General features: G+C 47.3%; 10 protein-coding genes and 3 tRNA genes. 11 read left to right on the forward strand and 2 right to left on the reverse strand.

Annotated elements, in window-relative coordinates; translation table 11 throughout:
• Window positions 1-10: 10 nt before the first annotated feature.
• The 3 genes from J3L11_RS00640 (at window position 11) to rmf (ending at window position 4,174) form a co-directional block, all read left to right on the forward strand.
• Window positions 11-1,930, forward strand: coding sequence for an ABC transporter ATP-binding protein (locus tag J3L11_RS00640; RefSeq protein WP_207569683.1), 1,920 nt, complete (start codon window positions 11-13; stop codon window positions 1,928-1,930).
• Between the two features lie 29 nt (window positions 1,931-1,959).
• A complete protein-coding gene (locus J3L11_RS00645) occupies window positions 1,960-3,819 on the forward strand; it encodes a DUF3466 family protein (RefSeq protein ID WP_207569684.1) in 1,860 nt (619 codons plus the stop codon).
• A 178-nt stretch (window positions 3,820-3,997) separates the two neighbouring features.
• On the forward strand, window positions 3,998-4,174 hold the full coding sequence (rmf, locus tag J3L11_RS00650) for a ribosome modulation factor (RefSeq protein ID WP_133038781.1): 177 nt from the start codon (window positions 3,998-4,000) through the stop codon (window positions 4,172-4,174).
• Between the two features lie 53 nt (window positions 4,175-4,227).
• Here the strand turns inward: rmf and fabA are convergent, their stop codons facing one another.
• Window positions 4,228-4,743 carry a bifunctional 3-hydroxydecanoyl-ACP dehydratase/trans-2-decenoyl-ACP isomerase gene (gene fabA / locus J3L11_RS00655; protein WP_133038782.1) on the reverse strand — a complete coding sequence of 172 codons (516 nt, stop codon included), beginning with the start codon at window positions 4,741-4,743 and terminating at the stop codon, window positions 4,228-4,230.
• Window positions 4,744-4,816: 73 nt separating this feature from the next.
• On the reverse strand, window positions 4,817-6,406 hold the full coding sequence (locus J3L11_RS00660) for a Lon-insertion domain-containing protein (RefSeq protein WP_207569685.1): 1,590 nt from the start codon (window positions 6,404-6,406) through the stop codon (window positions 4,817-4,819).
• A gap of 213 nt (window positions 6,407-6,619) precedes the next feature.
• Between J3L11_RS00660 and J3L11_RS00665 the strand changes: the two genes are divergently transcribed.
• The 8 genes from J3L11_RS00665 to J3L11_RS00700 all read left to right on the forward strand — a co-directional run bounded on the left by J3L11_RS00665 (window position 6,620) and on the right by J3L11_RS00700 (window position 12,638).
• Window positions 6,620-6,709, forward strand: a tRNA-Ser gene (locus J3L11_RS00665).
• Between the two features lie 262 nt (window positions 6,710-6,971).
• Window positions 6,972-7,616: a UvrY/SirA/GacA family response regulator transcription factor gene (gene uvrY / locus J3L11_RS00670; RefSeq protein ID WP_133038784.1), complete on the forward strand. Its 645-nt coding sequence runs from the start codon at window positions 6,972-6,974 to the stop codon at window positions 7,614-7,616.
• Window positions 7,617-7,719: 103 nt separating this feature from the next.
• Window positions 7,720-9,549: an excinuclease ABC subunit UvrC gene (gene uvrC / locus J3L11_RS00675; protein WP_207569686.1), complete on the forward strand. Its 1,830-nt coding sequence runs from the start codon at window positions 7,720-7,722 to the stop codon at window positions 9,547-9,549.
• Between the two features lie 47 nt (window positions 9,550-9,596).
• Window positions 9,597-10,145 carry a CDP-diacylglycerol--glycerol-3-phosphate 3-phosphatidyltransferase gene (gene pgsA, locus J3L11_RS00680; RefSeq protein ID WP_133038786.1) on the forward strand — a complete coding sequence of 183 codons (549 nt, stop codon included), beginning with the start codon at window positions 9,597-9,599 and terminating at the stop codon, window positions 10,143-10,145.
• A gap of 140 nt (window positions 10,146-10,285) precedes the next feature.
• A tRNA-Gly gene (locus J3L11_RS00685) sits at window positions 10,286-10,361 on the forward strand.
• A gap of 5 nt (window positions 10,362-10,366) precedes the next feature.
• Window positions 10,367-10,440, forward strand: a tRNA-Cys gene (locus J3L11_RS00690).
• Between the two features lie 129 nt (window positions 10,441-10,569).
• A complete protein-coding gene (locus tag J3L11_RS00695; protein ID WP_207569687.1) occupies window positions 10,570-11,940 on the forward strand; it encodes a L,D-transpeptidase family protein in 1,371 nt (456 codons plus the stop codon).
• A gap of 149 nt (window positions 11,941-12,089) precedes the next feature.
• Complete coding sequence (locus tag J3L11_RS00700; protein WP_189615328.1) at window positions 12,090-12,638, forward strand: DUF882 domain-containing protein; 549 nt, start codon at window positions 12,090-12,092, stop codon at window positions 12,636-12,638.
• The last annotated feature ends 91 nt before the right edge of the window (window positions 12,639-12,729 follow it).

Raw genomic sequence — 12,729 nt, forward strand, 5'->3', positions numbered from 1 at the left:
GGAGTAAGTTTTGAGTCTGGTACGTATTAATAATGGCTCGTTGGCCTATGGCTATATTCCGCTGTTGGAGCATGCGGATTTCACCATAGAAGCCGGTGAGCGGGTGTGTATTGTCGGGCGTAATGGTGCCGGTAAATCGAGCCTGCTGAAGATTATCAGTGGTGATGTGCTGCTGGATGATGGTGAATTCAATATTGCCTCAGATGTAAAAGTCAGTCGGTTACAACAGGATCCCCCAAAAGCGGAAACAGCAACCGTTTATCGTTATATTGCTGCCGGATTGGCAGATATTGGAGAGTTGCTGGATCAGTACCATGAGTTGTCGGTGGCAATTGCCACGATGAGTGGAGACGCTCAAACACAAGGGCTTGCCAAAATGGCGCGCTTACAGGAACAGTTAGATCTGCAGGATGGCTGGACGCTGGACAGCCGTATTCTGCAAACCTGTAAACTGCTAGGACTGGATGAAACCACACGGTTGTCAGAACTGTCCGGTGGCTGGCAACGTAAAGTGGCATTGGCAAGAGCTTTGGTAAATGAACCTGATTTACTGCTACTAGATGAGCCAACTAACCATCTGGATATCGATACCATTGAATGGCTTGAACAGTTTTTATTAAGTTTTAAAGGCGCTATCGCCTTCATCAGTCATGACCGTGGTTTTATTCAACGCATTGCCACCCGTATTGTCGATCTTGATCGTGGCGTGGTGACATCTTGGCCCGGAAACTATCAGCAATATCTTGACGGAAAACAGGAATGGTTGCGGGTTGAAGAGGAAAAAAACGCGCAGTTCGATAAGAAATTAGCGGATGAGGAAGCTTGGATCCGGCAAGGGGTTAAAGCGCGTCGTACCCGTAATGAAGGTCGCGTGCGCGCGCTCAAGGCGTTGCGGATGGAACGTCGTGCTCGTATTGAACGCCAGGGTAACGCCACCATGGGCGTGAGTGATGCAGAACGCAGTGGTAAATTGGTGTTCGATGTGAACAATCTGAGCTATTGCTGGGGTGACAAGGAGTTAGTTCGTGATTTTAGTACCCGAGTGATAAGGGGGGATCGAATCGCATTAATTGGCCCCAACGGCTGTGGCAAGTCCACTTTAATCAAATTGTTGATTGATCAGCTACAACCCCAAAGTGGTAGTATCCGTACCGGTACTAAACTCGAAATCGCCTATTTCGATCAGTACCGTGAGGCATTGGATGAAGAAAAAACAGTCGAAGAAAATGTTGGCGATGGTAAAAGCACTATCACGATCAATGGTAAGGACCGCCACATCCTCAGTTACTTACAGGATTTTCTGTTTTCTCCAGCACGTGCGCGTACGCCAGTTAAGGCGCTCAGTGGGGGCGAGAAGAACCGTTTACTGCTAGCGCGGCTCTTGTTAAAGCCTGCAAACCTTATAATCCTCGACGAACCAACAAATGATCTTGATATTGAGACACTTGAATTGTTAGAGTCTCTGCTCACAGAATACCAAGGCACATTGCTGCTGGTAAGCCACGACCGAGCCTTCATCGATAATACCGTGACCAGCTCTTGGTGGTATGCAGGAAATGGCCGTTGGAGTGAATACGTTGGTGGCTATCAGGATGCGGTAGCGCAGGGCGCAAGATTCTATCGTGAAGCAATGGAACCTGAGACCATTAATCCTGTCCAACTGAGCACGCCATCGGTAAAGCCTGTTTCAGACAAAACTCAGACGGTGAAAAAACTGTCTTATAAGCTACAGCGAGAGCTAGAAGCGCTGCCAGGATTGATGGAACAGTTGGAGCAGGAGATTGATAAACTGCAATCCCAGGTGAATCAACCCGATTTTTATGCTCAGGAGCAGGCAACAGTTGCAGCACAGTTGCAATTGTTGGCCGATAAAGAACAGCAGTTGGATGCTTGCTTCAGCCGTTGGGAAGAACTCGAGTCAATGAAGTAAGCCAGAATAACAAAACGGGAATAAATTGAATGAAGTTGAATAGTACGCTGTCATTGGTTGCGTTAAGCGTTGTCAGTGTTTTGCAGGTCGCTCATGCTGCCTCCGTCTATGAGATTGTTAATATTGAAGATGCTGACGTCAAGGGTACTCTGACTGACACGGCAAATGGTTACGGCCAGAGTATTAACGCAAATAATGAGTTGGTGGGGGTTTCCCGTGGCCGGACGAACCTCACCACCAGCGATGTGAGTGGCGATACTAACGTCATCGATCTGCAAGATGCCATTGGTGCTGATCAGAGTATTACCTATTCAACTACTACTCAAATTATTGGAAACAGCTTCACTTTCCATGCATTAGAAAATGATGCTACCACCCCCTGGTTACCTACTTTTGAGAGTGTTAATGGCAGTATTGCACCTTCATCGGTGAGCACTGATAACCGCAATACAGTAGATAGCTATTTCTTTGATATCAATGATGCCGGTCTGCGTGTGGGAGCGATGAGCGCGCCGGAAAAAACCATGGATTATGCTGGCAGTGTGTCTGGCATAGATTCCTGGTATTACCGCGATTATGAACTGCGTGGTTTTGTAAAAACCGGTGCTAGTGCAACAGAAATAGAATTACCACCACCCTACACTGCATATACCAACGCTGAGAATGTCACCGTAAATGTTGGGGGTAGCTCTCTGGCCGCAGCCATTAACAGCAATAACTTGATTGCAGGCTATGGCAGCGTCGGACTGAGTTCTTATGCCGAAGGCGTAGTTGACAGTTGTATTAGCAGCAATAGTGATTCGTCCCCAGTAGATATCTGTATTCAGGCAAATCAATATATTGACAGTAGTACTGGCACCAGTTACATCCAGTATAAAACCCGCGCGATGGTGTGGCAGTACAATAATGATGGCAGTTTCACGCGGACTGAACTACCGCTTGGATTAGATCCAGGTACTTCTACTTCCACCTTTGTTGCCCAAGGGCTGGGGCTCAATAATAATGGTGTCGTTGTCGGACGTTCACATGTGTACCGTAACGGTAATACAGACGATCTGTACTACGACGCTGCATATTGGAGTAAAAATACCAGTGGTAACTATGAATACCATTGGATCCCGGTTATTGATAAAGATGTCTTGAGTTCCATTGCATACAGCGTCAACGACTCAGGCATAGTCGTGGGCAGCTATAAGAAGTATATCGATGGCTATCAACGTGATAAATTCTTTGTCTACGATACGAATACCCCAGACACCAAGCCAGTCACCCCGAATGATTTCTACTCTTATACCTCGGATCTTTCCAGTCGCGCCAAGGATATTAACAATCAGGGGCTGGTTGTGGGATATATCGAGACGTCGGAAGAGAAGCAGTTGCCTCGACCAAAAGATGCGTTTCTTTATAATACCAATACCCAAGAGTTCAACGATCTCAATAACTTGCTGACTTGTGAATCAAAAGGCTATGAAAAGAACAGCGAAGGTAATTGGGCTAAACACCAGTTTACCGTTACCGATGCGACCGGTAACTCTCTGACCTATAATGCCGATATTCGCATTGTTGAAGCTAATAAGATCAATGAAGAAGGTGTGATTGCCGCGACAGCGTTTGTTAGAAAACCGGTATATCAAACAGATAGCAGTGGTAATTTGGTGTTGGATGACAATGGTAATCCAACATTTGCGCTCGATGGTAATGGCGACCCAGTTACCAGCTATCTGCCGCGTATGGTGGTTTTGAAACCAACATCTTCAGGTTCGGCTTGTGATGTAAGTGGGGATACTGGTGGTGTGGACTCAGGTTCCTACAGCCGTAAAGGTGCGGCAGTTTGGGGATGGTTGTTACTGTTACCTTTGGCGTGGGTGCGTCGCAGACTACAACGTTAATCAATATCAAGAAAAAAAATCGACGCCATGGTGTCGATTTTTTTTCACTTGTTCTCAAATGCTTAATAATTGCATGCTTATAATTGACGATTTTTTGATTGATCTGTCCTTGGAAAAGTTCTATTCATGTACAGGAAGCCGTCGGCTTTTTTTATGGAATAGAACAGAGGATACTTGCATGAAGAGACAAAAACGGGATCGCTTAGATCGTGCCTTTTCCAAAGGATTCCAGGCTGGTATTGGGGGTCGCTCCAAGGAACTTTGTCCGTATTCGAATCTTGATTCCCGGTCGCAGTGGCTTGGAGGCTGGCGCGAAGGAGTTGATGGTCGCTTAAATGGTCTACTCAACAAATAAGCCTTTTGCCCTCAGATGAGGGCATTTTTATAGGCAGGAAGCGCAATTTACGGTTAAAAACTAGAGGTATCAGTGAATACGCCGACTTTCAGTTCTGTGGCGGCATAGATTTCACGGCCGTCCACCGAAAGTGTGGCGTCGGCAATACCCATTACCAACTTGCGGTTAATGGTGCGTTTTAGGTGCAGATGATAGGTAACCTTTTTGGCAGTTGGCAGGATCTGTCCGGTGAATTTCACTTCACCAACGCCTAACGCTCGTCCCTTACCTTTAGCCCCTTGCCACGCCAAGAAAAAGCCAACCAATTGCCACATAGCATCCAGTCCCAGGCAACCTGGCATCACAGGATCATCAACAAAATGGCAGCCAAAGAACCATAAGTCAGGATTGATATCCAGTTCCGCGATAATCTCCCCTTTGCCATAACGACCGCCATCATCGTTGATGGTGACAACCCGGTCGACCATCAGCATATTGTTAACGGGTAGGCGAGGGGCATCTTTGCCAAAGATTTCACCGTAACCACAGGATACGAGTTGTTCTTTACTGAAACTGTTTGATTTTGTCATTTGTGTAACCACATCTCATACAAGTGCAGCAAGATTAGCGAACAGGTGTAAGCTAAACAACTCCGATCAGCATTTAATTCCGCATAAATGCGAACTTGCTTAGTAAACGCATGATAATGCCCGGTGGCTCATCGGTATTTCCTGCTAAGCGATCAAGTCGTTGTTGTACCATGCCATAAAGTGTGTCGAACGGAAAATCGCCGTCTTTATCCGCATCTCCTGCCACCTTATTCATCAATAATGTCACCGCTTCATCAACATGGCTGATTTCATAGAGATGGAATTTTCCGGCGACCACGGCCTCAATAATCTCTTGGGGAAGATTTAGTTGTTGCACATTAGAACGCGGCATGATGACGCCTTGTTTACCAGTCAGCCCCCGGCGGGCGCAAAGATTGAAAAAACCTTCGATTTTTTCATTAACACCGCCAATCGCTTGGACGTTACCAAATTGATCGAGTGCGCCAGTGACCGCCAACCCCTGAGCAATAGGTTGCTCCGCAATCGCTGAGATCAGGCTGCAATATTCCGCCAGCGATGCACTATCGCCGTCAATTTCCTGATAGGACTGTTCAAATACGATATTGGCATTTAGGTGCAGTGGTTCATCGCGACCAAATACCCGATACAAGCAACCTGACAGGATCATCATTCCTTTCGCATGGATATTGCCACCAAGTTCAGATTTACGCTCGATATCAGCAACTTCTCCATCGCCGTAATGTACGGAAGCGGTGATGCGCGCAGGTTCGCCATAGCAATAGTCCCCAGAATCAATCACGGTCAGACCATTGATTTGACCGATCATTTCACCATCGGTGGGGAGATAGATAAATTTATCATCTACGTTTTGCACCGACACTATTTCCTGACTATTGTGGCGTAACTTGCGATGCTGCAATGCTTGATGGATGCTGTTACCGTCTATCTCGTTGCTTCCAGCATAATGAGCCGCTTCTGTCAGTAGTTGACATAGGTCGTTAGATGCTAGAGACAGGCGCTGTTGATGCTCGGTCTGCTTGCTGGCATAGGTCAATAATGGCAACAAACTATCCTGCGTTAATGACAACTCGGCCAATGCCGCCACTTGCTGCAACCATTTCAAGTAGTCTTGCTGTAACACCTGTTGTCTGTCGACTTCGAATGCAACTTCGCCATACAGCGCGACATTATCGGCAAAGTAGCGTTCAGTGCTCACCAGTTCGCCATAGTAGGCAGCAGAACCCACCAGCACAACTTTCGCTTTCAGCGGTTGCCATTTGCCCTGATGAAAGAATCCTCGCTGTTCCAGACTATCCAACAGCAGTTCCCACAAGTTATCGCGTTTAAGTAGCGATTCAATACAGATATACAGTATCTGATGTTTCGTCAGCTCACCTTCATGTTTACTTTGACCAAACAATTGATGACGCAGTATGCGGCCATGCAGATAGTGGCTTGGCAAAGCGGCTTGTGCGGTTAACGCTTGCAGTAATCCTCGGCGGTGGATCCCTGGAAAGTCCGCCAGATACATGGCGTGATGGTGTTTACCCAGAAGTAGGGCAAAAGCATCAAGCACTCGTTGTTGCTGTAGCAACAGATCCTGAAGATGACTGTTTGGGGGAAGTGTTGGGGTTTCAAACACGGGAGCCAAATTGCTGGCACTGATCAAACTTGGATTCATTGTTGTCGGACTTCGGTTGCCGCACGGAAAATTAGTAGCAAAGATTTTATCACATTGTGAATTCCGGCAGCAGCGTTAATGCAGTAATGAAGGTGAATTGCCTATTGAAAAGGCTGATTTAATGACAACTGCACAGCTTTTGAGCGGCAAAACATAATATTTAAAAATAAAGGTTTACAAGCTGAAATGGAGCTTATAATATTTGCGCCGTTCGGAGGGGTGGCAGAGTGGTTTAATGCACCGGTCTTGAAAACCGGCGTGGGTTTACCCCCACCCAGGGTTCAAATCCCTGCTCCTCCGCCAAATTCTGAAAGCCCGTTGCGTTTGCAGCGGGCTTTTCTTTTTCATTTCGTGCTCAATTCCCCGATTTAATTTTTATTATTGTTTTATCCTTAGCCGAGGATTTGTTTTAAACAATGTGGAACGTTGATTACATACCATTAACTTTCGTTATTAATCATAAAGTTAACTTTAACTTTCTTTAATTTCGAAGATAGGCTAAATTAATCTGGACAGTGCTCAGTTGGGCCTTCCCCGCAGCCAAGAATAACAAGGTGGGTTAACGTTGATTTCAGTGTATTTGGTAGATGATCACGAGTTGGTCAGAACCGGGATCCGCAGAATTTTGGAGGACGAGAAAGGGATTCGAGTGATCGGCGAAGCCAATGATGGTGAAAGCGCCGTTCAGTGGTGTCGTCAGAATGAAGCAGATGTCATTCTGATGGACATGAATATGCCAGGTATCGGTGGGCTGGAAGCCACCAAAAAAATTCTGAGGTATCAGCCGCAGGCACGCATCATCGTGCTGACCATCCATACAGAAGATCCTTTCCCAACCAAGGTGATGCAGGCGGGTGCTTGTGGTTATCTCACCAAGAGCGCCCGACCACCTGAAATGTTGCAGGCCATTCGCCAGGTGGCGATGGGACAACGTTACTTATCACCAGAAATTGCCCAGCAGATGGCGTTGAGTCAGTTTAGTCAGACTGATGAAAACCCGTTTAAGTCATTATCTGAACGTGAACTGCAGATCATGATGATGATCACCAATGGTGAAAAGGTGAATGATATTTCCGAACAGTTGAATCTTAGCCCTAAAACCGTTAATTCATACCGTTATCGCCTATTTGCCAAACTGGGAATTAGTGGTGATGTCGAGCTGACCAAACTGGCCATTCGCTATAAGATGCTTGATGCAGGACAGTTTTAACTCTGTAATTTAATTGCTTTCCATTATGATGGCTCGTCTGGGAATCACCCGGGAGCCATAGGCTTTTCAATTAGCCAATACGTTACTGTTATTGAGTCGATTTATGACGCCGTCATTTAATGCCAAAACCTTCTTGAAAAATCTGACATCATCACCAGGCGTTTATCGCATGTATGATGCTGCCGGCAAGGTGATTTATGTTGGTAAGGCCAAAGATCTCAAAAAACGCGTATCATCGTATTTCCGCAAGAATCTACCTAATGTTAAAACTCAGGCGTTGGTATCGCATATTGCCAATATTGATGTCACGCTGACACATAGTGAAACCGAAGCACTGATCCTGGAAAATGATTACATCAAGCGCTATCTGCCACGTTATAACGTGCTACTGCGAGATGATAAGTCCTATCCTTATATTTTTTTGAGTCAGCATCGGCATCCGCGACTGGCATATCATCGCGGACCGCAACGGGAAAAAGGTCAATATTTTGGGCCGTATCCCAATGGCGGTGCCGTCAGAGAAAGTCTGCATTTAATGCAAAAGCTGTTTCCGATACGTCAGTGTGATGACCTTTACTACAAAGCACGTTCGCGGCCTTGTTTGCAATATCAGCTCAAGCGCTGTAGTGCGCCTTGCGTTGGTCTGGTTGCTGATGCTGATTATCAGGAGCAGGTAAAACTGGCGACCTTGTTTCTCAAGGGTAAAGACCAACAGGTGATTGCCAGTTTAGTGGCAAAAATGGAACACGCGGCGGAACAACAGCAATATGAAGTGGCTGCACAGTTGCGCGATCAGATTATGGCTCTGCGGCGTGTGGCCGAACAGCAACAGGTGTCGTCTACCTCTGGCAACATGGATGTGATAGGGGTGCATTACGGCTCTGGCATTGCCTGTTTTCATCTGTTGTTTATCCGCGAAGGTAAAATATTTGGTAGTCGCAGCTACTACCCTGAGGTGCCTGTTGCCACGGAACTGGCTGAAGTGCTGCGTGCCTTTATGTTGCAGTTTTATCTTAATACTGATGTTCATCGGGCCTTACCGCAGGAAATTCTCATCAGCGAGCACTATGAGGAACTGGAAGAACTGACAACGGTGCTTTTTGAAGCGTTAGGGAAGAAAGTTGCGGTGAAGACTAATGTCCGAGGTGATCGCGCGGGCTACCTGCGATTGGCGCAAACTAATGCCAGCAATGCCGTCAACACCCGCTTGTCGCATCGAAATACAGTAGAACAGCGCTTCTTGCTACTGGAGGAGACCCTAGAACTATCGCAGCCGGTAGCGCGTATGGAGTGTTTTGATATTAGCCATACCATGGGTGAAAGTACGGTGGCTTCCTGTGTGGTCTTTAATCGTGAAGGGCCGCAGAAATCTGAATATCGTCACTACAATATTAAGGGGATTACCCCCGGGGACGACTATGCTGCGATGAAACAAGCGCTGGAGCGTCGGTTCGATAAGATCACTGCCGATGCTAAGATCCCCGATATTGTGTTTATTGATGGTGGTTTGGGCCAACTGCGAATGGCCCAAGAGGTGGTCAATCGTAAGTTTAGTGGCCTGGATAATGCGCCTCTCTTAATCGGTGTGGCAAAAGGTGAGAGTCGCAAACCTGGATTGGAAACGTTAATTTTTGGTGATTCAGAGGAAAGTTTCAGTTTGCCTGACGACTCTGAAGCGTTACACCTAATCCAGCATATTCGCGATGAATCACACCGTTTTGCGATTACCGGACATCGCAATCGGCGCCAGAAAACCCGTAATACCTCCACTCTGGAATCTATACCTGGGGTCGGCCCGAAGCGGCGTAAGGCATTGTTGCAATATCTTGGCGGATTGCAGGAAGTGAAGGGCGCAAGTGTCAGTGAATTGGCAAAGGTGCCAGGGATCAGTCCAGAAATGGCGCAAACAATTCACGACGCATTGCGGGGTTAAACAAAATAGGGCAAGATTGTCGGTGCAGACAATAACGTGGTTTTATCATGCCTTTCAATCTCCCTATCGCCTTGACCTGGTTCAGGTTGTTCCTGCTACCAGTGTTTGTGTTGGTGTTTTATCTGCCATATCACTGGACCCATTTTCTTGCGGCATTTGTGTTCTGGCTGGCAGCCATTACTGATGCCCTTGACGGTTACGCAGCCCGGAAGTTACAGCAGTCCACCCGATTTGGGGCGTTTCTTGATCCTGTCGCCGATAAACTGATGGTCACCACCGCCTTAGTGCTACTAGTGGAGCAGTACAATACTGCGTGGCTAACCTTACCGGCATTATTCATGATTGGTCGGGAGATCGTTATTTCGGCGCTACGTGAGTGGATGGCGGAAATTGGCAAACGTGGCATTGTGGCGGTGTCATGGGTTGGCAAATATAAAACTGCGGCGCAGATGGTGGCGATTATTGGCTTGATATGGCAAACCGGGCCGATCATGGTGATGATTGCCTATGTACTGCTGTATATCGCGGCTTTGCTGACTTTCTGGTCAATGATGAGTTACATTAAGGCCGCCTGGAAAGATTTAACAGCTGGCTGATGTGAGCTGTCACACGAAACTGAGCAAACGAGACTAATTAGTGCTCAGACAAGCGGTTATCGACGATTTCAGCGTTGACAGTCAAAGGTAAACCGGTAGAATGCCAAGCCGTAAAAGCGCAAGGCTTTTGCAGTGTAAATGCGACATTAGCTCAGTTGGTAGAGCGATACCTTGCCAAGGTATAGGTCACCGGTTCGAACCCGGTATGTCGCTCCAAAAAAGGCGCGATGGCAGAGTGGTCATGCAGCGGATTGCAAATCCGTGGACCTCGGTTCGACTCCGGGTCGCGCCTCCATTTCTCGATAAATGTTTTAGCAATTTCATTTTTCCTCTAAATCACCTCAACTAGTTTTGATGTTATTTGCCTGACACCACACATTTTTTCACGACTTTGCCATACTTTAGCAATGTCGGAGGAGAGGTTATGGCAGACTTTCGGTTGTTGCTGGTGTTACTTTGCGGTTTGTTAGTATCGGTTTCCCATGCTGCTGAGCCTGATGATGACACCGCATGGAAAACATTAACCGAGCAGTTGCAAATGTTGGCATTGTTGCCAGAGCAGGAGCAACTGCGCGTTGCCATGCAATCGCTGGCCGATGGGCAATCCTATTCCTTAGATAAGCAACAAACGTTAGAGCAAGAACTCGCCCATTTCTGGCAACAGCAAGGGGTAGTGTTGCCTTTTAGCGCTTTACCGAAAGATGCGACGGCATTGCAACGAGCGCTTGCACTAGAGCCACAGCGGCCAGAGTACCAACTAACGGTTAACCGTATTCAATACTTGCTTTGGTTACAACAGCAGCCGTGGCCGGAAATTCGTCCCGGTGGCTGGTTACGCCCAGGCGACAACCATGCCGCCATCCCCCAAATCACGCAACGATTATTGTGGCTAGGCGATTTGTCGCACTATCCCGACAACGGTTATGACTATACTGACGCGCTAGCCACCGCCGTGCGCCATTTTCAGGGGCGACACGGATTAAAACAGGACGCTGTTATCGGTTCTCAAACCCTGCGTTGGTTGAATATTGCGCCCAAGCAAAGAGCCATATGGTTGGCACAGTCGTTTGTTGCTGAAACCCGTTATCGTGAGCAGTTGCCAGCCAGTTACATCTTGGTAAATGTCCCGGCATATGAGCTGCAATTGGTTGATGCGGGTACGCCAGTGCTGCAATCTAGGGTTGTGGTGGGATTGCCTAACCGGCAGACGCCATTGTTGCAAAGTCGTATCTCCAGCGTGGTACTTAATCCCGGCTGGCATGTGCCGCGCAGTATTTTACGCAAGGATCTGCTACCCCATATTCGTAAAGACGGCAATTATCTTAAGCAGAAGGATTTCCGGGTATTTGACTATCAGGGCCATCAGATTGAGCAAACACCAGAGCAATGGCAGCAATTGGCATACGGCCGTTTCCCATACCGTGTGGTGCAGCAGCCGGGTGTCCATAGCGCGTTAGGGCGATTTAAATTTCATTTCGATAACAGCTTCGATGTTTATCTGCATGATACCCCTGAGAAACAGTTGTTTAATCGGGCCGATAGGGCCTTATCATCGGGATGTGTCAGGGTTGAAAAGGCTGATGAATTAGCGCAATGGCTGGGGCAGCATTGGGTACGTGATCCCCGCAAATGGCACGATATGCAGCAAGATTTCCAAACTACACAGTGGTTTGCGCTAACACAGCCGCTACCCGTTTACATCGTTTACTGGAACGCCTGGGTTGACGGGCAGGGGACGGCACAGTTTCGAGATGACGTTTACCACAAATTTTCTACAGTTGTAGACTTAAGATAACTATTTGCCATCGGGTGAAAAATAGTCTACTGCCGACACTTTTTTGTACGAAATATGCACAGATTCACGGAATCAGAGGTTGACCTGTTATCTGAAAGCGGTTAATTTTTGGACGTTTATCGTGAGTCATTGTGAGAAAGGTGGTTAATTTGTCAGTCGTATGTCCTGCCCGCAGGCAGTTGTTGAAAGGCCTCGGGGGCGTGGCGTTAATGTCTCTTCTTCCCGCAAAAGCCATGGCGAGTCGTTCTACTAAGGGTAGCCGGGCGCTCAGTTTTTATAATATTCACACCGGGGAACGTCAGGATGGCGTCTATTGGCTAGACGGGCAGTATCTTGGCGATACATTGTCTTCTTTTAATCACTTGCTAAGAGATCATCGGCAAAATCTGGAAGCGCCGATGGATAAGCGGCTGTTTGACTATCTGTACCAACTGCAGCAGCAACTTGGTACCACTGAAGAAGTGCATGTGATCTCCGGTTATCGTTCTCCTAAAACTAATGCTATGTTGCGATCTCATAGTAGTGGCGTTGCAAAAAAAAGTTTTCACATGTCAGGTATGGCCATGGATATTGCTATCCCCGGTATGAAACTGAGCCATGTGCGCGAAGCGGCGCTAAGTCTGAAACTCGGTGGCGTTGGATATTATCCTAAATCCGGATTTGTCCACATAGATTGTGGCCCTGTACGCCATTGGTAGCTGCGTATTAACAACGCTTTAGCGCTTGTCGCTGATTATTGGCTGTGGTAATATCCGCCCGCTTTATACGAGGTCGCCGTTGGTCGAAAAT

This window comes from Shewanella sp. 4t3-1-2LB (genome assembly GCF_017368415.1).
GTDB lineage: Bacteria > Pseudomonadota > Gammaproteobacteria > Enterobacterales > Shewanellaceae > Shewanella > Shewanella fodinae.